We start from the raw sequence: 19,587 nt of genomic DNA on the forward strand, positions 1-19,587 counted from the left end.
GACCAGCCATTTGTGTTGTTGGGATAGGACCATCTTCTGCATCAATAGCAGCAGCATCTGCAAAAGATACAGCGGCTGTACAATCTCCAGCTCCATCATCATCGGTAGTGATTGTAATATCTGCAGGACAAGAAATAGTAGGAGGTGTTCCAACTACTCCATTGTTGTTAATTGTAAGACAAAACTCAAAAAGATCTCCTTCTTCACCAAGACCACCATCTAAAATAGTAAGTGTCCAATCACCAGCTACTGGCTCACCAGCAAACGTAGCCATTAGGCTACCACCTTCTGCTTCGTATCCAGCTGCATCTACAGGAGCACCTGTCCAAGTTGTTACATTAGGCTGTCCGTCTACAAACAATACATTTGCTTGTGCGTCTAAACCATCTGCACCACCATTGTTAGAAGATAATTCTAATACAGTTCCAGCAGGAGAGGTTAATGTCATCACTAAATCAGCAGCTCTGTCATGTTGTAACTGTACTAAAGCTTCTTCAAAAGTATTTTGATTTGTCATTGCACCAATAACTCCAGGATTTGCTAATGTAACTACAGATGTTACAGAAGTAAAATCGTCTACAGCTTGTGGGTTATCTGTAGCACAAACACCAGAAAGCGGTATTACCATATAGGTAACTCTAAGCTCAGGAATAAAAAAGTCTCCTGTATCTCCTGCGGCTTCATCTTGTACTAATACACTCCAGTTACCATTAGGGTCTAGACCACTAGCGTTAATTGCAGTTGCAAAATCTGCAAAACTAGCTATGCCCCCAACTTCATCTGGGTTAGTAAAGTAATCACAAATTCCATCATCTTCACAAACAGAATCACCTCCAAGTATTGTGTCACCCATTTGTTCTGCATCATTAACAGATGCATCTGTAAAAGTTATTGGGAAACCTGTAGCATAGTCACTACTGTCTCCAGCACCAACACCACCTGTTCTACCTGGACGATTTACTACTGTAATAGCATCGCCAGTAGGGGCAGTAAGAGTTATAGATACATCGCCCACCCATGTATGCTCAATATCCATATCTAGCTCAACATCGGTAATATTTGATACTGCTGGTATACCAGCAATAGCCACAGTATTTGTAACACCAGCAGGATCATTGTCTGGTATGGCAGTTAAGGTTAAATTACTACCTGTAACAGTTTGGGCAGTTCCTTGCCATGCAAAGCAGGTGACAAGTAATGCCATAAAAATTAAAGTAATTTTTTTCATAATAAATTTAAATTAGTTAATAATATTTTCTCTTTAACAAAAAGTTTTACTAAAGTACTAAAAATGTGTTAATGTTGGTTGCTTTTTAGATAAAAAACTCTTTTTTTCGTTCATAGACTAACATGCTTTCTATTAATTTAAATTGTAATAGATTTGTTTTTATTGTTTAATTAGTATTAATAATTCAAATAATGAAAATAAAAATACTATTCACTTGCTTTCTAGTTTTACTTGTTTCATTTTTAAAAGGGAAAAATATAGCCTACAGTAGCTAAAAAACTTTATTTTCTCCCATATCCTAGATAAACATGGATGAAATTTTCTAATTATGTGCACCTTTACTTTTTTGCCAACAAAAGAAGGTTTTATAGCTACTTCTAATAGAGATGAATCCCCTTCAAGAAATACAGTTTTTCCAAAAAAATATATTGAAAACAATACTACTTTGCACTACCCAAAAGATGCTCTTGCTGGAGGGACTTGGATAGGGCTATCTTCAAAAAAAAGATTGGTTTGTTTGTTAAACGGGGGTTTTACGACTCATACAAGAAAAGAGACTTATAAAATGAGTAGAGGAATTGTGGTTAAAGATGTTTTGTGTGCTAATAGTGACATTAAAGTTTTAGAAGAGTATGACTTTAATGGGGTGGAGCCGTTTACCTTGCTAACTATAAATTGGAGCAATAGCTTACAACTACTAGAAATAGTTTGGGATGGTACAACTAAGCATTTTTCTAAAAAACCAAATAAACCACAAATATGGTCTTCTTCATTGTTGTATTCTCAAGATGTTAAGCAAAAAAGAAGAGATTGGTTTTCTTTGTTTCTTACAAAGAATGAAAATCCAACTTCAAATGAACTGTTAGATTTTCACAAAAGTGCAGGGGATGGAGATATAAAAACTAACCTTGTTATGGATAGAGGATTTGTTAAAACAAAAAGTATTACACAAGTTGAAAAAAATGGAACTACTATTTCTATGTTATATGAAGATATAGGAATTAAAAAAACTACACTACTTTCAATTTGAAGCATACCGGAAAAATACTTGTTTTAGCCTATCCTGATACTTTTGTTACTATGAGTACAGAGTTTATTTGTAAACTTTTACCACTTGTAGGCTTAGGAACTAAGGAGTACATTAAAGCTGGACATGCGGCATTAATTTTAATAAATAACACTTCTGGAAAAGCTTCTTATTTTGATTTTGGAAGGTATATAACTCCAAAAGGACATGGAAGAGTAAGAGGAGCAAATACAGATGCAGAATTGGTTATTCCTTTTAATGCAAAACTTGATTCTAATGGTAATTTAAAGAACCTTGACTCTCTACTTTTATGGCTAGATGCAAACCCACAAAAGACACATGGAGAGGGTAGGTTGTTAGCTTCGGTATGTGATGATGTTGACTACCATGCTGCAAAAAAATTTATAGAAAGTCTACAAAAAAAAGGCAGTATTCCCTATGGAGCTTTTGGGAAAAAAGGAAGTAACTGCTCAAGATTTGTTACAGATACAATTTTAGCTTCAACTTCTAATAAAAAAATTAAAAAACGATTAAACTTCAACAAAAAGTTTACACCCAGTACAGTTGGAAATGTAGAAAAAGCATCTTTAAACCGGAAAGTTTATGAAGTTTTTAATGGAGTAATAAAACCGTTTAAAGGATCTGCCTTAAAAGAAAACCTAACTAATTACTTTGATAAAAAAAGAAGCAGTAATCTAGTACCTGTGCCTAAAAAAGAACTTCCTGAAAATGCACAACAACTTACAGGAACTGGAAGTAACGCTTGGTTTTTACTTCTTAAAGATGAAGAGTTGCCTGCACATCATTATAGAATAAAAAGATATAATGATAAGCATGAAGAAGATTTTGATGGGGTTTATTATAACGAAGATTTTGATGCCTCAAAGGCATTTCAGTTTACATACGACTCGCATTGTAAACATTGCTCGATAATACAAGACAAAAGTAAATTTGAGTTTAAATGCGTGGGAGTGTTTTCCGAATTTAATTTAATGCGAAAGGAGCACTCAGCTTAAAGGTTGGAATATACACTCTAAATTTTTTTGATGAAGTAAAATTAACCATGTCATAATGGCCTCGCATCGCACCTAGCGGAGACTGTAATAAACAACCACTACTGTACATATGACTTTCACCAGGCTGAAGCACAGGTTTTTTTCCAATAACTCCCTGCCCATTAACAGATTCATCATGATTAAGAGAGTCCTTAATTTTCCAAAAACGTGATTTAAGCTGTACTACGTCATTACTTTGATTTTGAATATTTACTGTGTATTTAAATGCATAGTGAACTACTTGATCCTTTATTATAGAACCTTCAAATTTTGTTTCTACAGAAACCTTAATTCCTTGGGTGATTAACTGTACCATATTAATAAATCGCAGCTGTTACTAAAAAGAATAGAAAGGCCGCTACTGTTGTGCTTATCCAAAAAGTGAAATTTAAAAATACAAATTTTAATATAGTTTTTAATCTTTTTTGTTGATAAAAGTTTCTTAATGCTTTATAAAAATAAAAAGGCCCAATGAGAAGAAACAAAACACTCATTACTATATCATTGCCAAATAATAGATCTGGTATTATGGCGATTAACATTCCTAAAAATAAAAAACTAAAGATGTGAAATATAAATATCACATGCTCAATGTATGAGTGTTTCTTTTTAGAATAAATTAACCAAAAGAAAAGTGCAAAAAGGGGAGTAAAGAAAAACAAAAAGAAGGGGACTTTTCCCATTAAATAATTTACAAACTCAAGGGGTTTTTCTTTAATATTTTCTATCGATTCATTTTTGCTATATAACCACCTATTAAATCTTGTATTGGTGTGGTTTAGGCTATCAATAGCTTTTGAAGATTGCTTTATTTTATGTTCGTCGTAAAAGTCACTATATAATCTATATCTTGTTACTAATCTTTCTCCCCATTCCATAGTGTCCAATTGCTTTTCAGAATAGTACGTGAATTTTTCACTCTTTTTTATAGTGTCACTATCAATAAGATTCATAGCATCTCTAGCTTGAATTATGGTGTCTTTTTCTGTTGCTATAATTAAGGGTGAATTTTTTGTGGTATTCTCCTTTTTCCTTTCGGAAGAAGTCTCGTTGATGTTTACAAAAGGATTTGAATCTGCACTTATTGAAGTTATTAAACCTTGTATTAAAAAATATATAATTGAAACACTAAGAAAAAACCTGAAGGGGTTAGCATATTTTAGCCGTTGTCCTGCCACATAGTTTTTAGTAGCAATGCCTGGCCTAAAGAGCAAATCTTTTAAAGTATAGCGTAGCCTAGAATCGTAACTTACAATGCTATTAAAAAACTCTCCTAAAAAATCTTTTAATGAAAGTTGTTTAGTAGTGTTTAATTGAGAACAATACGGACAATATACATCACTTAAATCTAAGGGGTGTGTGCAATTAAGGCATTTTGTCCCACGATATACTGTAGCCCTCCTATCTGTGTTTTTAATTGGTTTGTTAGTACTCACACAGTAAAGATAAATTGTTTTGGTTAATTATCTTGAAAAACTTCCGTATCAAAAAAAATGGGTTGCTTTGCAACAAAGCTTTCTAGTGTTTTAAAAAAATGTAGAATATCTTCTGAAGAATTCCCGTAGTTAATGGTTACCATTCGAACAAATTCAGTATCATTAAAACTACCAAACCCAACCATAATCTCTGCGTGCTCATAAAGCAAAGTGCATAATTTTTGAGCTGGAATCCCTTTGTAGTTAAAGCATACTGAAATGGAATTATCAAAGCTATATAGGGTATAGTCAGAGTTAGACTTTAAGTAATCTCTTGCTGTTTCGGCTAGTTCAAACTGCTTGTCTACATAGCTTTCTAGTCCTATTGTACCTACAGACTTCCATAGTGTCCAAAATTTTAAAGCGTCGTTACGACGACCGCATTGTAAAGATGTTTTACCTAAATTATAATCGTCACCATCTGTTTGGTATAAATATGCTGCATCATTACTAAAAGAATCTCGCAGTTGTTTTTTATGCTTAGTTACTAGTATAGAGCAAGTTAGGGGAGTTCCTAACATTTTATGCGCATTAAAACTGAAAGAATCTACTTTTTCTAATCCAGCAACTAGATGCTTATATTTTTTACTAAAAATCACGCTGCCGCAATATGCGCCATCTACGTGTAGCCATAAATTGTGTTCTTTACAAATTTCTAAGAGTTGTTCAATTGCATCAAATGCCCCCAAAACAGTTGTTCCTGCTGTTGCATTAACAAAGAAAGGGGTGTGCCCCAAATTAATATCTTTTTTAATTGCTTGTGAGAGTGCTTGAGGTTCTATTTGTCCATACTGGTTTACAGCAATGTGTCGTACTTGTTCTCTTCCAATACCGCAAAAAGTAGCGTTTTTTGAAGTTGAGTAATGTGACTCTGCAGAAGTGTAGGCAATCATTTTTTGAGTGACTCCTTTGTATTTAGTGTCAGGGTTTTTGGCGTCTCTGGCCATTACCATTGCCATATAGTTACTCATAGAACCGCCCGTTGGAAAAGTTCCATCACTATCAGCATTATAGCCAACCAACTCGCATACCTTCTTTATAATTTCTTTTTCAATGCCAACTTGTGGTCCTGCTACCTTATAAGTGTACATGCTGTTGTTTAGCAGTACTGCCAATAAATCTCCTAAGGTTGCTTTTGGGTTCCTGCCACCAAAAAGTTGGTTAAAAAAGAGCTTTGTTGCTGTGCGTGGAGTATTTAGGATTAACTGCTCTAACGCTTCTTTAAATGAAGCTTCATTTGTTGGTTCGTTTGATAATGAAATATCTAAAGTTTCGTATAATTCTTCAGCAGGTATTGGTTTTACAACAGGTTGTTGCTTTTCAGCTTCTAATAATTTTTCGGCTAAGTAATTAAAAATGGCTAAATCTTGCTGCATGTAATTTTTTTAGATGTTGTGGTAAAAATAGTATAAATAGTGAAGGGTAATTAGTTATTAGTGATGTTTACCGAGCTTCCTTTTCCCATACCTATAATTCTATCAAAACGAGCTCCTAAATCTCTATAATAAACTAGTACTGTATATTCATTTTCTGTTTGCCAGAAATTTCCGCTAATTGCTCCTTGGTCAATACTTCCGTCTCTATCTACTAAGACGTATTTATAGTTGTAAAAACCTTGTTTAAATAGACGAGAATTTCGGTAAGTACTGCTAGTAGGGTCATATTCCATATAAGTGCTACCATCTATAGCCCAGTTATTGAAGTTTCCGTAGAGGTGAATTTCTTTGTCCCCTATATCTTGAAAATACTGAAGGTTAAAATGCATTTTTACATATTCGGCTTCTATATTTTGGTTGTCAACATCAATATTTCTTACAACAAAATTTCCGTTAATGTCTGGGTTAAACGTATAGGGTCTATCGTATCGACCAGTATCTGTAAACAAATAGTTTTCATACAAATCATTTAAAGTGACTCTTCTTATTCCATTGCTAGCAGCTCTTACATCTTTATTATCATAGGCTAAAAATTCATTGCCGCCCCAAAAAGAAGCTTCCTGGTCATAGCGATATACTAATTCTGAGCCAATTGTATATTGTGGTTTTAGACTGGTAATAGCTGTTTTTAAATTGCTGTTTTGAAGAACCAATGTTTTAACTTGTTGTTTTGGGTTTATCAACAATAAGGAAGGAGAGTTAATTGTAAATTGTACAACTTGCTTTTCTTCAATAAATTCTAAATCTCTAGACCTTTTTATTTGTACTGAAACTCCTGCAATTTCTTCAACTACCATAAATTTTCTTGAAAAAACAGGATAGCCATCATCATCATAAATGGTAATCATGTAGTTACCACTTTTTTCAATCTTTCGGGTTTCTCTATTTGGGATAGTTAATTGATAATTAGAATATATTTGTAGTGTATTTAGTGAATTTTCATAGGTCTCAATACGTACATCGTCAAAACCATCTAAGTATTCTCCTTTAGATAAATCGCTTTCCGTCCAATCAAAATTATGATGGGTAATGATGTAGTAAAAATCGTCTTCATTTCCATTTAGAGCATCAAAAGATAATCGAAGCCTATCACCTAATCGTATAATAGGTAATTGGCTTTGTCCTTTACCACCACTAAACTGGATGGTTTTAATGTAACTAGGTTCAACAATTTCTTCATATTGAGCATAAGAGCTCATTACAGAAAGAACAAAAAATATGCTAAAAAATAAATGGATATTCATGAATGATTTTTAAAATGCTAAAGATAACAATTTTCATGCCTTTAAATAGTATGTTCATAACCTTACATTTTTTGTAAATAAATTTATGCTAATGTGTTGTAGTATGGATTACTATTTCTTAAATTTGCACACCTTTATTGTGGCAGGTGTCATAGTAAAGAAAAAAAGACAATTTTAACACGACTTTCCTATGTCCAAAGACATTAAGATTAAAAAAGGTCTTACCATTCGTTTAAAAGGCGAAGCGGATAAAACACTTTCCAACGCACCAAGATCCAGAACATTTGCCATTAGACCTTCAGATTTTCATTTAATTACACCAAAAATGGTAATTAAAGAAGGTGCTAAAGTACAAGCTGGAGATACTATTTTTTATTCTAAAACAAATGAGGCAATTAAATTTACCTCTCCTGTAAGTGGAACATTAACCGAAATAGAACGTGGTGCAAAAAGAGTAATTACACAACTTACTATTGAAGCAGAGCAGCAAGATACTTTTAAAGATTTTGGCAGGTTAGACCCTTCTGGAGCAGATGCCAAAGTAATTAAGGAGTTGTTACTTTCTAGTGGTTGTTGGCCTTTTATTAAACAACGCCCGTATGATGTAATTGCAAATCCTGAAGTTGCTCCAAAAGCAATTTACATTTCTATGTTTGATACTGCTCCACTAGCAGCAGATATAGATTTTGCATTACAAGGAAAAGAAAAAGAAGTACAAACAGCTATAACTGCCTTAAGTAAACTAACGGAAGGTGATGTACATGTATCTGTAGCAAAATCTGGTTCTGAATTTTCTAATCTTTCAGATTGTAAAATACATACTGTTTCTGGACCACATCCAGCTGGAAATGTTGGAACACAAATTGCTATGATTGCTCCTATTAATAAAGGAGAAACTGTTTGGACTGTTGCTGCGCAAGATTTAGTAATTATTGGAGAATTATTACTTACAGGTAAATACAATGCAGAACGTGTTATTGCTTTGGCGGGTTCTTCAGTAAAAACACCAAAATATTATAAAACAAGAATAGGGTCTGAAGTTTCTACTTTTATATACGATAGTGGGCTAGATGAAGAAAATGTACGTGTAATAAGTGGTAATGTGCTTTCAGGAACACAGATTTCACCAAAAAGTCATTTAGGATTTTACAACAATGTTGTAAGTGTAATTCCAGAAGGAGATGACTATGAGTTTTTTGGGTGGAATAAACCTATTTTCAATAAAATTTCACCTTCGAGAGCATTAACCTTTTCTTGGTTATTTCCGAAAAAGAAATATGAACTTAATACAAATACCAATGGAGAACACAGAGCTTTTGTAGTAACTGGTAATTATGAAGAGGTATTTCCACTTGATATCTACCCACTACAAATTTTAAAAGCCTGTATGGTACAAGACCTTGATGCAATGGAAGCTATGGGTATGTATGAAGTCGCTCCAGAAGACTTTGCGCTAACAGAGTTTATTTGCGTGTCAAAACAACCACACCAAGAAATTATAAGAAAAGGGTTGGATTTAATGTATAAAGAAATAGGATAATAAATGTCACCTTGAGCGCTGTCGAAAGGTTTAACATATTTAGAATATGGGATTGAAACAAAATTTACATAAGCTTAAAATGAAATATAAGGGTAAGAAGATGGCGCCTGCATTTAATGCGTTGCACACCTTCTTATACTTACCTAATGAAACAACACATGGCGGAACTCATGTGAAAGGAGCAGATGACCTTAAACGTACCATGAATATGGTAATTATGGCATTAGTTCCTTGTTTGTTATTTGGAATTTTTAATGCGGGATATCAATACAATGTTCAAACTGGTGAAGTTGAGAGAGCTATAAGCTTTTTTAGTGGAGAGTTTTGGAACTTATCAAACTTTAGTATTGGTGCTTGGAAAGTATTACCACTAGTATTGGTTTCTTATGGTGTAGGTCTTGCTGTAGAGTTTTTATTTGCAGTAATTAAAGGACATGAAGTAGAAGAAGGATATCTTGTTACTGGAATGTTAGTGCCACTTATTGTACCAGTAGATATTCCATTATGGATGCTTTCTGTAGCTGTAATCTTTGGAGTTGTTATTGGGAAAGAAGTCTTTGGGGGTACAGGAATGAATATCTTAAACCCAGCACTTACTATTAGAGCCTTTTTATTCTTTGCATATCCAACATGGATGAGTGGAGATAAAGTTTGGGTTACTGGAGCAGTTGACACAGTTGGTCAACCAGATGCAATAACTGGTGAAACTATATTAGGAAGCTTAGCTCAAAACAATGGGTTTAGTAATGGACTAGTTGATTACAGTCTTTGGGATCAATTTATAGGATTTATACCAGGTTCGGTAGGTGAGACTTCAAAATTATTAATAATTGTAGGAGCTTTAATCTTAATCTTAACCAAGATAGGAAGCTGGAGAATTATTGTAAGTACATTGGTTGGTGCCTTAGCTATGGGACTAATTTTTAATGGTGTTGTTGACGCGGGTTGGATTACAGAGTCGTCTAAGTTTTATGGCTTGATGAATGTTGAATTCTGGCAACACCTATTTATAGGTAGTATATTATTTGGTGCTGTTTATATGGCAACAGACCCAGTAACAGCATCTCAAACTAATAAAGGAAAATGGATTTATGGGTTCTTAATTGGTTTTATATCAATTATGATTAGAGTCTTTAACCCTGCCTATCCAGAAGGTGTTTTCTTAGCAATATTGTTAATGAATGTATTTGCTCCAACAATAGATCATTATGTGATTCAAGGAAACGTAAAAAGAAGAGCAAAACGTTTAAAAGTAAAAACAGCGTAGTATGGCAATCAATACAGATAAAAATAGTTATACCGTTATTTTCGCCATCATTATGGTGGTAATTGTAGGATCACTTCTTGCAGGTTTTGCAAGTGGGTTAAAACCTATGATAAAAGCAAATGAACGTTATGAAAAACAACAAAATATTCTCTATGCAATGGGAATTAACAATAATGAAGGTGATAATGATGTAGAATTTATTGGTACTGATGTAGTAGAAGATGAGTTTAAAAAATACATCACAAAACAGTATGTTATTCAAGGAGGAGAAGTTACAGAGAACGATGAGGCATACTTAATAGATATTAAGAAAGAAGCTACCAAAGCTAAAGATCCAAACTACAAAAGAAAACTTCCGTTATTTGTTGGAGAGAAAGATGGAAAAGAAATCTATGTGATGCCAGTAAGAGGAAAAGGTCTTTGGGATGCTATTTGGGGCTTTGTTGCTGTAGATAAAACTATGACTATTACAGGTGTTTATTTTGACCACAAAGGAGAAACACCAGGTCTTGGAGCAGAGATTAAGCAACGTTATTTTATGGATGATTTTACCGGAGAAAAATTTCTTGATGGTGGAGAATTTGAAGGAATAGATGTTGCAAAAGGGAATAATGACCCTAAAAATACTGACAAAACAGATAATGAAGTAGATGCATTGGCAGGAGCAACCATTACTGGTGATGGAGTAACAGCCATGTTGAGAAAGGACGTAAAAATGTACGTACCTTATTTTAAAAACCTAAACGAATAATACAATGGGATTACTTTCTAAAAAAGACAGCAAATTAATCTTAGACCCTTTAGCAGATAATAACCCTATTACAATTCAGGTATTAGGTATATGTTCGGCATTGGCAATTACAGCACAGCTAAAGCCTTCTATCGTAATGGCTATATCTGTAATTTTTGTAATGGGAGTAGGAAACATAGTAATTTCTTTACTGCGTAATTTAATTCCATCAAAAATTAGAATTATCGTACAGCTTATCGTTGTAGCGACGCTAGTAATTATAGTTGACCAAGTTTTAAAAGCATTTGCGTATTCTTTAAGTAAAGAACTTTCAGTCTTTATTGGGCTAATAATTACCAACTGTATTATTATGGGACGTTTTGAAGCCTTTGCATTAGGGAACGGCGTTTGGCGTTCTTTCTTAGACGGTATTGGTAATGCTGCAGGATATGGTCTAATTCTAATAATTGTTGGTTTTTTCAGAGAGTTATTTGGCTCGGGTACTTTGTTCGGGATTCAAGTACTAGGAGACCCTGTAGAAAAAACAGGATTGTATGCAATAGGGTATGAGAATAACGGTTTTATGGTATTGCCACCTATGGCATTAATTGTGGTTGGATTAATTATCTGGGTACAAAGAAGTAGAAATAAAGATTTAATAGAAGAAAATTAAAGCTTTCAGTTTGTGGTTTTCAGTAAGTGTAAGCTACTGTAAACTGCAATTGTAAACTGATTACTAAAATATAATATGGAACATTTAGAATTATTTTTTAAATCGATTTTTGTAGATAACATGGTATTTGCATATTTCCTTGGAATGTGTTCTTACCTAGCAGTATCTAAAAAAGTAAGTACAGCAGTAGGTCTTGGTGCTGCGGTAATATTTGTATTAACCGTTACTGTACCTCTAAACTGGCTATTAGATCAATACATTTTGCAAGAAGGAGCGCTTACTTGGTTAGGTCCTGAATTTGCAGAATTTGATTTAAGTTTCTTATCCTTCATACTTTTTATTGCAACAATTGCAACAATGGTACAATTGGTAGAAATAGTAGTAGAAAAGTTTTCGCCTTCACTATATAACTCATTAGGTATTTTTCTTCCCTTAATTGCGGTAAACTGTGCAATTTTAGGAGGATCTTTATTTATGCAGTCTAGAGAAATAGAAACCCTAGGCCTTGCACTTAATTACGGTTTTAGCTCTGGAATAGGGTGGTTTTTAGCAATTATAGCCATTGCTGCCATTAGAGAAAAAATACGTTACAGCAATGTTCCAGCTCCACTACGAGGACTTGGTATAACATTTATTATTACAGGGCTTATGGCCATTGGTTTTATGAGTTTTGGAGGAATGTTAACAGGCGGAGATGAAGAAGCTCCAGCTGCTTCAGAAACTGCTGTAATTGAAGAAGCTTCTGAAGAAATTGAAAAAGAAATTATGGCAACAACACAAGATGTTGATGCATCTCAAATAACACAAGAATAATATGTTTTTAGCAGCAAGTACACTAGGAGTTATAGCAGCCACAGTTGTTGCCTTTTTAGTACTAACATTATTACTGGTAGCCCTTTTATTATTTACAAAACAAAAATTATCACCATCAGGGCCAGTAACAATTACTATTAATGACGAAAAGAAAATTGAAGTTGAAAGTGGTGGTACGTTACTTTCAACTCTAGGAAGTAATAAAATATTTCTACCATCTGCTTGTGGTGGTGGAGGAACCTGTATTCAATGTGAATGTCACGTGCTTGAAGGTGGAGGAGAAGCATTGCCTACTGAGACACCACACTTTAGTAGAAAAGAATTAAAAGAGGGTGCACGTCTTTCATGTCAAGTAAAAGTAAAACAGGATATGAATATTCATATTCCTGAAGAAGTATTCGGAATTAAAAAATGGGATGCAACCGTTGTTCGTAACTATAATGTTGCTTCATTTATTAAAGAATTTGTAGTTGAAATTCCTGAGGATATGAACTACAAAGCTGGAGGGTATATTCAGATTGAAATTCCACCATGCGAAATAAAGTATGAAGATATGGACATTACTGCTCACCCTGAAGAGCATGAAACAGCAGATAAGTTTCAAGCAGAGTGGGATAAGTTTGGTCTTTGGCCATTAGTAATGAAAAATGGTGAAACTGTAGAGCGCGCCTATTCAATGGCTTCTTACCCAGCTGAAGGCCGTGAAATTATGTTAAATGTTCGTATTGCTACACCACCATGGGATAGAGCAAAGAACCAATGGATGCAAGTAAATCCAGGTATTGCTTCTTCATATATATTTGCGCAAAAACCAGGTGATAAAGTTGTAATATCTGGACCTTATGGTGAGTTCTTTATTAACCATAGTGATGCCGAAATGTTATACGTTGGAGGTGGAGCCGGAATGGCACCAATGCGTTCTCACTTATATCACTTATTCAGAACTCTTAAAACAGGAAGAAAGGTGACCTATTGGTACGGAGGTCGTTCTAAGAGAGAATTATTCTATATAGATCATTTTAGAAATTTAGAAAAAGACTTTCCAAACTTTAAATTCTATATGGCATTAAGTGAGCCATTAGAGGAAGACAATTGGAAAGTTAAGGATGGAATAGATGGAGAAGGAGATGGTTTTGTTGGGTTTATTCATAACTGTGTTATCGATAACTATCTTAATCATCACGAAGCACCAGAAGATATTGAGTTATACTTCTGTGGACCTCCATTAATGAACCAAGCAGTACAAAAAATGGGAGAAGATTTTGGTATCCCAGACGAGAATATTCGATTTGATGATTTTGGTGGATAAAACCAAGATTTATAAAACAAAAAGCCAGCTTTAAAAGCTGGCTTTTTTTATGCAGTAACTAGAGTTTTTTCTTTCTTTTTATTATAATTAAAAATACTTGAGCAATCAAGAACGTCTTTTGTGCCATCTAACTTACATAGTAACGTAACTACAGCACTAAGCCCTTTAAAAAGTATGTCGTCGTTTAGCTCTTTTGAAATTTTTTTTGAGTGATGTAGAGGAAGTGAAAAGCCACATGCTTTTAAAAAAGTAGCTTCAATCTCTAATAACTCTAATGGAGAATAACCATTAAACTTTTTACCAACTAATTGATTTACATTTCCTATATAGTTAAGCTCTGTGCTTCCATGCGAATCTGAGAAATGTTTCCAATTATCTGTATTATCTAAAATATTACCTACGGCACATTGTTTACAACACTCTGGCTGTAATGTTTTGTTATGGAAAGCATTGTATAATTTTTGGATTGCTTCAGAAAAACGAGTGGTCATAATCTTCTTTTTCTTTCAAGTTGAAATAAAGTTAATAATTCATTTTCATACAACAGGTTATATAATTCTTAAAGTTGAATACCAAAGTATAAGAATACTACGTTTAAATTATAATGAAAAAAATACTATTCTTTCTTTTTATAGCAGTTGGTATTGGTTTCTTTTTCTTCAATAAAAAAGGAAAAGTCATTAAAAATGTGGCTAAAAGCTATGTGTTACCACCCAATTATATTAATAAAGAAGGGATGACGATTTCAGAAAGAATTAAAGTTCCAGAAGGTTATAGTAGGGCAAGCTATCCAGAAGGTTCTTTTTCAAAATACATACAAGACTATGTTTTAAAACCTTTTGATGCAAAAGTAATTAACTATGATGGTAATCCCTATGTATATCAAAGTGGGCATGTAGGTGTTTTAGAAGTACCTGTACCGTCTAATGGATTACAACAATGCGCAGATGCACTTATACGTTTGAGAGCAGAGTATTTATGGGACACTAATAGAAAGGATGACATTGGTTTTAACTTCACATCTGGACATTACTGTTCTTGGAAAAAGTATTCTGAAGGATACAGACCAAAAATTAATGGGAGTAAAGTTTCATTTCATAGAACTGCTTCTCGAGATACTTCAAAACAAAACTTTTACAAATACTTAAACTTAATCTATACCTATGCAGGAACACAGTCGTTATACGACGAGTTACCAAAGATTACAAATAAAGCTAATGTTGAAGTAGGGGATATGCTTATTTATCCTGGGAGTCCGGGTCATGTTATTATGGTAGTAGATAAAATAACTGCTTTAGATGGAGACATTTTGTTTATTTTTGCACAAGGAAATACGCCAGCACAAAGTGTTCATATTCTTAAAAACTTAAGCGATAACTCAATAAGCCCTTGGTACGATATAGAAATGAATCAATATCTGGAAATTCCTACCTATTATTTTAACAAAACACAGTTTATAAGATTTAAGTAATGTCTCAAGAACTTACACAACAAGAGCTTCATAACCTAGCTATGAATATAGTTGGAGAAGATATGAAAAAACAAGGGTTTGAGTTTTTAGGTGTTAATTCAAAATTTAAAAAAGACCCTCAATTTGTTGGTCTAAAGGATAAAGATCTTCATTTTGTAATTGTGAGAGCTGTACATTATCCTGAAAATGCAGATGCATATGATCCAGTATTGCTTCAAACTATGAAAGAGCACGCAGATAAGTTTGATGCCAAAACATACTATGCAGGTGTTGGACTTGGTCATGGAACAGATTATGCAAAACCAGTAATAAAAGATGAACCTTACACTATGGTGTACAACGGACTTCAAGAAATAAAATAATGAATAAAGTACTTGTCTTTCTTTTATTTGTAATCACAATAGCATGTAGTAAAAGTGAATTACAGTATCAAAGCATCCAAGGAAATGCTTTAGGTACTACCTATTCAATACAGTATTTTACAAACAAAAGTTTTGATGTTGAAAAAGGTATAGACTCTGTATTATATTCACTAAATAAATCGGTAAGTACATATATTCCTAACTCTGATATTTCTAAAATTAATAAAGGGGATACTACCATTGTTGTGGATAAAATATTTAATGAAGTGTTTTCTATTTCAGAAAAGGTGAATAAAGAATCAAATGGTTATTTTGATCCAACTGTAGGAGTATTACGTAATTCTTATGGTTTTGGAACTGTGAAACCTATTGCTAAAATGGATAGTACTACTTTAGATTCTTTAAGACAGTTTGTTGGGTTTAATAAAGTTTCTATTAGACAAGATGGGACTATTAAAAAAAAACATCCTCAAATATACTTTGACTTTAATGCTGTAGCAAAAGGCTACGGAATTGATATGATAGGTAATTATTTATCCTCTCAAGGTGTTAAAAATTATCTTATTGAATTAGGAGGCGAACTCCTAGCAAAAGGAGAAAACCTGAACACAAATAAACCATGGAAAGTAGGAATTGAAGCTGTAGAATCACCCATAGAAGATAGAACCTACACCGCTGTAGTAAGCCTAAAAAATACTGGGATGGCATCTTCTGGTAATTACAGAAAGTTTAGGATTGATAGTATTACAGGTAAAAAATATGTACACACAATAAATCCTCTTACTGGAGAAGCAGAACAAACTAATGTTACAAGTGCAACCGTAATAGCGCCAACTTGCGCTTTGGCAGATGCCTATGCTACTGCCTGCATGGCTATGGGACTTGAAAAGACACAAAATATGCTTTCTTCTCTTAATGATATAGAAGTTTACCTTACTTATATAGATAAAAATGGTAACTCTAAAACATACACCACAAAGGGTTTTGACAATATAGCGCCATAGTTTTCCCCAAATTTTTTCTATACTAAAAATGATTACATTTGATTAGAACCTTAACTAGTTAGTTATATAGAGTTAATTTATAGCTAATTACAACTAATTAAATGCTTCTAGCTAACCAAAAAACATATAGTATTTTATTCCTGTTTTTCATAGGTAACATTTTGTATGCACAGTCTTTACTTCAAGTTAATGATAAGATACAGCAAGGAATCACTAATAGAGACACATTATCCGTAAACAAAGAAATTAATAACGCCAATAAGTTAATTAACTCAAATTCTTTTTCTGAAGTTGATAGCGAACTTCTTAAATTTCAATATTTAAAGACCTTTTATGAAATAAAATACTCCAAAATTGAAATTGACTCTGGATTAAAAGAATATGAACGTATACAAGAAATATGCTCAAAAGAAGGATATCACAAACTCAATGCTACAATTCTAGGTCGTATAGCAAATGGATATAGGAGTAAAAGGCAATTGGGCAAAGCGTATGAGTTTAATCAAAAAGAAATTAAAGCCACAAAGAAGAGTAAAGATTCGGTTTTAGTAGCAAGAGCTTTAATTACTGAATTGGATATAGCGTATAATTCATTACCATGGCCACTACAAAATTCAGACTTAGATAAACTTATTGAAAAAGGGCAAATTGCGATTAAGTATGCTCAAGAAAAATCTTTAAATGATATAGCTCAATTTGGTAAGTTATATGTTTCTAAGTTTTATACTAATCAAGGAGGGTTTAAAGAAGCATCAAAATTATTATTAGGAATTAGTGATAGCGAAACTCTTTCCATAGTATTTTCAAAATATGAACATTTATGTGAAATCGCAAAACTTCAAGGAAATAGAGAAAATTACCGCAAATATTCTTTACGCTTTAAAAAATATGCTTATGCAACGCATCGCCCCTTTGTTGAATTAAATGCTAATAATTACTTATTAGATTATAATTTAAAATTTGGTATTAGTGACTCTACAAGACATTATGCAACTTTGCTAGAAAAGAATCTAGCTATTGTCGATACTACGAAGTATTTAGATTTTTTGGATGTAAGTTATAATACATTGGCAGCCTATTATAATGGAAAAGACACTCAGAAACAACTTAAATATACGCAGTATAGTGCTCAGGTTAATAAAACTATAGCAGAACGACAAAAAGAGGCTTTTATGGCTATAGAGCTATATAAACAAGATGTTGAGAGTTTAGAGTTTGAAAATATAGCTCTTAACGAATCAAAATCTAGTATTAAAAAAAATCTAACAATTGTGCTAGTAGCTTTATTTGGACTTCTCTTAGTGCTGTTTTTTATTTATAAAGGATATCAAAAATCAAAGGTAGAAACGGCTAGTGTTGTAAAAGAGAAGGAAATACTTTCTGAAAAAGTTAAACAAAAAAGTATTGAGCTTCATAATAAGCAACGTATCTATCTTAAAGATTTACTTTTTGTAAAAGTAGATGGTAATTATGTTGAATTTTTTACTTCTGAAAAAAAAATACTCGATCGATCTACATTAACTGAAATTCTTAAGAAGTTACCTCCCAATTTTTTACAAGTTCATCGATCTTATGTTATTAATACAAACTATATAGCTTCCATTTCTGGCACAACTATTCGATTAAAAAATGGAGAAGAAATCCCTTTTTCAAGAAGTTTCAAGTCTAAGTTAAAAAATAAGCTGTAACTCGTCAACACTTTTGTGTCATTCGTCCCAAAGTATTATAATTACTGAAGTTTTTAAATAATTTAGAGGACACTCTAAAAGCAAATTATTATGAAAACTACAATCATTTATTTGGCAATTTTTGTATTTGGATGCTTCCAAATAACAGCACAAAAAAGACCTTTATCACAACTCCTTTCAGAATTAGAAAAAAATCACTCAGGTGCAATATCCGATGTTTTTAATCAAGAAGAAGTTCAATTATTACAACAACACTTTTCAAAAAAAAGAGTTTCAACTCCACAAAAAAGTTTAAATACTGAGTTTTTGGCTACTGAAAACCAAAGCAATCAATTTGGTCATTTCAATCAAAACAGTCCACAAACTTTCAACTTTATTGCTCCATCTGGCGCAGCAGATTTTGAAGGTGCAGCAGTTAATGATCCTGCAAATCCAGGGAGTGTATTTTTAATAGACAATGCAGGTAATGCTTACTATATAGATACAACAACTGGGGCATATTTGAGCCTGGGAATTGTTAACGCACCAGCAGGAGAATCTTTTACTGGTTTAGAATATAATCCTGATACAGGTGATATGTACGGTATTTCTACAGATGGTGCTGGGAGTAGTACATTATCTTTAATTGACCCTGGCACTTTACAAGTTACAGTTATAGGGGATACAGGTTTAGTATTACCTATTGCTATTGCATTTAATATTCTAGGGAATTGTTTTATTCAAGATATTGATACAGATATCTTGTATAGAATAAACTTAGTGACAGCCGCCGCTGTAGCTTTAGGTTCTATTGGTTTTGATGCAGATTTTGGACAAGGTATGGCGCTTGGTCAAGATGGAAATATATATATGTCTGCTTTTAATGCAGATAGCTTTCAATCTGAATTAAGAAGTGTGAATACAGATACAGGCATGACAACCTTAGTAGCACCCATTGGATCAGACTCTCCTGGAGGGTTGCTTCAATTTGCTTGGATGAGTGGTGATTTTGACCCAACTACCCTTTCAGTAAGTGAAACTGATTTCAATGGGTTTACTATGTACCCAAACCCGGTATCTGACAGACTTTTTATAAAATCTAAATCTGAAATAGAAAGGTATAGTATTTATGATGTAACTGGAAAATTGTTAACTACACAAAACTTCTCTAGCAATATAGATGTTAGTAATCTTGAAGTGGGGGTTTATTTACTTAGAATGGAAACCATCGATGGTTATAGTAGTACTAAAAAGTTTACAAAAAAATAGTATTAGCCATATATAAA

The 19,587-nt window shown here is 33.1% G+C and carries 19 protein-coding genes; 13 read left to right on the forward strand and 6 right to left on the reverse strand.

Annotated elements, in window-relative coordinates:
• Positions 1-1,228 (reverse strand): proprotein convertase P-domain-containing protein (locus RM538_RS10870; RefSeq protein WP_311333461.1); only part of this gene is annotated, 1,228 nt, incomplete at its 3' end.
• Positions 1,229-1,556: 328 nt separating this feature from the next.
• Here RM538_RS10870 and RM538_RS10875 point away from each other — a divergent pair.
• Entirely contained in the window at positions 1,557-2,258 is a 702-nt protein-coding gene (locus RM538_RS10875) for an NRDE family protein (protein ID WP_311333462.1), read from the forward strand.
• Positions 2,255-3,271, forward strand: coding sequence for a DUF6695 family protein (locus RM538_RS10880; protein WP_311333463.1), 1,017 nt, complete (start codon positions 2,255-2,257; stop codon positions 3,269-3,271). Before RM538_RS10875 ends, RM538_RS10880 begins: the two co-directional genes overlap by 4 nt.
• Here the strand turns inward: RM538_RS10880 and apaG are convergent.
• The 4 genes from apaG to RM538_RS10900 are packed head-to-tail and all read right to left on the reverse strand — an operon-like array spanning position 3,240 to position 7,465.
• The gene (apaG, locus tag RM538_RS10885; RefSeq protein ID WP_311333464.1) at positions 3,240-3,626 is read right to left on the reverse strand and encodes a Co2+/Mg2+ efflux protein ApaG; all 387 of its coding nucleotides are present in this window, start codon (positions 3,624-3,626) and stop codon (positions 3,240-3,242) included. The two genes, RM538_RS10880 and apaG, sit on opposite strands and share 32 nt — an antisense overlap.
• A 1-nt stretch (position 3,627) precedes the next feature.
• A complete protein-coding gene (locus RM538_RS10890; protein ID WP_311333465.1) occupies positions 3,628-4,746 on the reverse strand; it encodes a DUF3667 domain-containing protein in 1,119 nt (372 codons plus the stop codon).
• 23 nt (positions 4,747-4,769) lie between these two features.
• Positions 4,770-6,161 carry a pyridoxal phosphate-dependent decarboxylase family protein gene (locus tag RM538_RS10895; protein ID WP_311333466.1) on the reverse strand — a complete coding sequence of 464 codons (1,392 nt, stop codon included), beginning with the start codon at positions 6,159-6,161 and terminating at the stop codon, positions 4,770-4,772.
• A gap of 50 nt (positions 6,162-6,211) precedes the next feature.
• Positions 6,212-7,465, reverse strand: coding sequence for a type IX secretion system plug protein (locus RM538_RS10900; protein ID WP_311333467.1), 1,254 nt, complete (start codon positions 7,463-7,465; stop codon positions 6,212-6,214).
• A 190-nt stretch (positions 7,466-7,655) separates the two neighbouring features.
• Here RM538_RS10900 and RM538_RS10905 point away from each other — a divergent pair, with 190 nt between their 5' ends.
• The 6 genes from RM538_RS10905 (at position 7,656) to nqrF (ending at position 13,797) form a co-directional block, all read left to right on the forward strand.
• Positions 7,656-9,005: a Na(+)-translocating NADH-quinone reductase subunit A gene (locus RM538_RS10905; RefSeq protein WP_311333468.1), complete on the forward strand. Its 1,350-nt coding sequence runs from the start codon at positions 7,656-7,658 to the stop codon at positions 9,003-9,005.
• 46 nt (positions 9,006-9,051) lie between these two features.
• Positions 9,052-10,272 (forward strand): NADH:ubiquinone reductase (Na(+)-transporting) subunit B, encoded by a 1,221-nt coding sequence (locus RM538_RS10910; protein WP_311333469.1) that lies wholly within the window; start codon positions 9,052-9,054, stop codon positions 10,270-10,272.
• Position 10,273: 1 nt separating this feature from the next.
• On the forward strand, positions 10,274-11,023 hold the full coding sequence (locus tag RM538_RS10915) for a Na(+)-translocating NADH-quinone reductase subunit C (protein ID WP_311333470.1): 750 nt from the start codon (positions 10,274-10,276) through the stop codon (positions 11,021-11,023).
• Between the two features lie 4 nt (positions 11,024-11,027).
• Complete coding sequence (locus tag RM538_RS10920) at positions 11,028-11,675, forward strand: NADH:ubiquinone reductase (Na(+)-transporting) subunit D (RefSeq protein ID WP_311333471.1); 648 nt, start codon at positions 11,028-11,030, stop codon at positions 11,673-11,675.
• A gap of 75 nt (positions 11,676-11,750) precedes the next feature.
• Complete coding sequence (gene nqrE / locus RM538_RS10925) at positions 11,751-12,488, forward strand: NADH:ubiquinone reductase (Na(+)-transporting) subunit E (protein WP_311333472.1); 738 nt, start codon at positions 11,751-11,753, stop codon at positions 12,486-12,488.
• Between the two features lies 1 nt (position 12,489).
• Positions 12,490-13,797, forward strand: a complete 1,308-nt coding sequence (gene nqrF, locus RM538_RS10930) for an NADH:ubiquinone reductase (Na(+)-transporting) subunit F (protein ID WP_311333473.1) — start codon at positions 12,490-12,492, stop codon at positions 13,795-13,797.
• 47 nt (positions 13,798-13,844) lie between these two features.
• Here the strand turns inward: nqrF and RM538_RS10935 are convergent, their stop codons facing one another.
• A complete protein-coding gene (locus RM538_RS10935; RefSeq protein ID WP_311333474.1) occupies positions 13,845-14,288 on the reverse strand; it encodes a Na(+)-translocating NADH-quinone reductase subunit F in 444 nt (147 codons plus the stop codon).
• A gap of 113 nt (positions 14,289-14,401) precedes the next feature.
• Here RM538_RS10935 and RM538_RS10940 point away from each other — a divergent pair, with 113 nt between their 5' ends.
• The 5 genes from RM538_RS10940 (at position 14,402) to RM538_RS10960 (ending at position 19,570) form a co-directional block, all read left to right on the forward strand.
• Positions 14,402-15,268 carry a DUF4846 domain-containing protein gene (locus RM538_RS10940; RefSeq protein WP_311333475.1) on the forward strand — a complete coding sequence of 289 codons (867 nt, stop codon included), beginning with the start codon at positions 14,402-14,404 and terminating at the stop codon, positions 15,266-15,268.
• The gene (locus RM538_RS10945; RefSeq protein WP_311333476.1) at positions 15,268-15,630 is read left to right on the forward strand and encodes a DUF8840 domain-containing protein; all 363 of its coding nucleotides are present in this window, start codon (positions 15,268-15,270) and stop codon (positions 15,628-15,630) included. Before RM538_RS10940 ends, RM538_RS10945 begins: the two co-directional genes overlap by 1 nt.
• Positions 15,630-16,634, forward strand: a complete 1,005-nt coding sequence (locus RM538_RS10950; protein ID WP_311333477.1) for an FAD:protein FMN transferase — start codon at positions 15,630-15,632, stop codon at positions 16,632-16,634. The genes RM538_RS10945 and RM538_RS10950 overlap by 1 nt, the downstream gene beginning before the upstream one ends.
• A gap of 101 nt (positions 16,635-16,735) precedes the next feature.
• Positions 16,736-18,322 carry a LytR/AlgR family response regulator transcription factor gene (locus tag RM538_RS10955; protein ID WP_311333478.1) on the forward strand — a complete coding sequence of 529 codons (1,587 nt, stop codon included), beginning with the start codon at positions 16,736-16,738 and terminating at the stop codon, positions 18,320-18,322.
• Positions 18,323-18,412: 90 nt separating this feature from the next.
• Entirely contained in the window at positions 18,413-19,570 is a 1,158-nt protein-coding gene (locus tag RM538_RS10960) for a T9SS type A sorting domain-containing protein (protein WP_311333479.1), read from the forward strand.
• Positions 19,571-19,587: the final 17 nt, after the last annotated feature.

The sequence above is a fragment of the Patiriisocius hiemis genome (genome assembly GCF_031846325.1).
GTDB classification, from domain to species: domain Bacteria; phylum Bacteroidota; class Bacteroidia; order Flavobacteriales; family Flavobacteriaceae; genus Patiriisocius_A; species Patiriisocius_A hiemis.